Origin of the sequence: Pseudomonas sp. RIT-PI-S (assembly GCF_025642975.1) — a bacterium.
In the GTDB taxonomy this organism is placed as follows: Bacteria; Pseudomonadota; Gammaproteobacteria; order Pseudomonadales; family Pseudomonadaceae; genus Aquipseudomonas.
Genome location: NZ_JANZKJ010000037.1, coordinates 1 through 920, shown reverse-complemented (window position 1 = coordinate 920; position 920 = coordinate 1). Strand labels below are relative to the sequence as shown.

Below are 920 nucleotides of genomic sequence, written 5' to 3'. Positions count from 1 at the left end.
CGCCTGCCCGATGGCAGCCAGCGGCTGCTGCTGGCGATCCATCACTTGGTGGTGGACGGGGTGAGCTGGCGAATTCTGCTGGAAGACCTGCACAGCGCTTATCAGGCCGCCGTTGCCGGCCAGCCGCCGAAACTGCCGGCCAAAACCAGCGCCTTCAAAGCCTGGGCGGAACGCTTGCAGGCCCACGCCCAAAGCCCGGCCATGCTCGATGAGCTGGCAGCCTGGGAAGCCCACCTGCGTGGCGCCCCGGCAACGCTGCCCTGCGACCGCCCGGCCGGTCGCGCCCTGGTCAGCCTGGCGGACAGCGTGCGCACCTCGCTGCCGCCTGCGGTGACCCGGCAACTGTTGCAGCAGGCGCCCGCCGCCTACCGCACCCAGGTCAACGACCTGCTGCTTACCGCACTGGCGCGGGTGATCTGCCGCTGGAGCGGCGAGCCGAGCGCCTTGCTGCAACTGGAAGGCCATGGCCGCGAGCAGCTGTTCGACGACCTGGACCTGAGCCGCACCGTCGGTTGGTTCACCAGCCTGTATCCGGTGCATCTGCAACCTGCGGATGACTTAAGCACTTCGATCAAAGCGGTCAAGGAACAGCTGCGCTCGGTGCCCGGCAAGGGCCTGACCTACGGCCTGCTGCGCTACATGGCCGCCCCGGACGTGGCCAGCCAGCTGGCCAGGTGGGCGCAGCCGCGCATCACCTTCAACTACCTGGGGCAGTTCGACGGCCAGTTCGACGAACAGGCCTTGCTGCGTCCGGCCACCGAGCCCGCCGGCGCCGAGATGGACGCCCAGGCCCCGTTGGGCAACTGGCTGAGCCTGAACGGCCAGGTGTACGACGGCACGCTGCAGATCGACTGGACCTTCAGCCGCGAACAATACGACCGCACCACCGTGCAAGCCCTGGCCGACGCCTATGCCGAGGA

1 protein-coding gene is annotated in these 920 nt (G+C 68.6%); it reads left to right on the top strand.

The genetic code is table 11. The features are described 5' to 3' along the window. A partial coding sequence (locus OGL93_RS22135) for a condensation domain-containing protein (RefSeq protein ID WP_263265164.1) occupies positions 1–920 on the top strand: 920 nt, incomplete at both ends.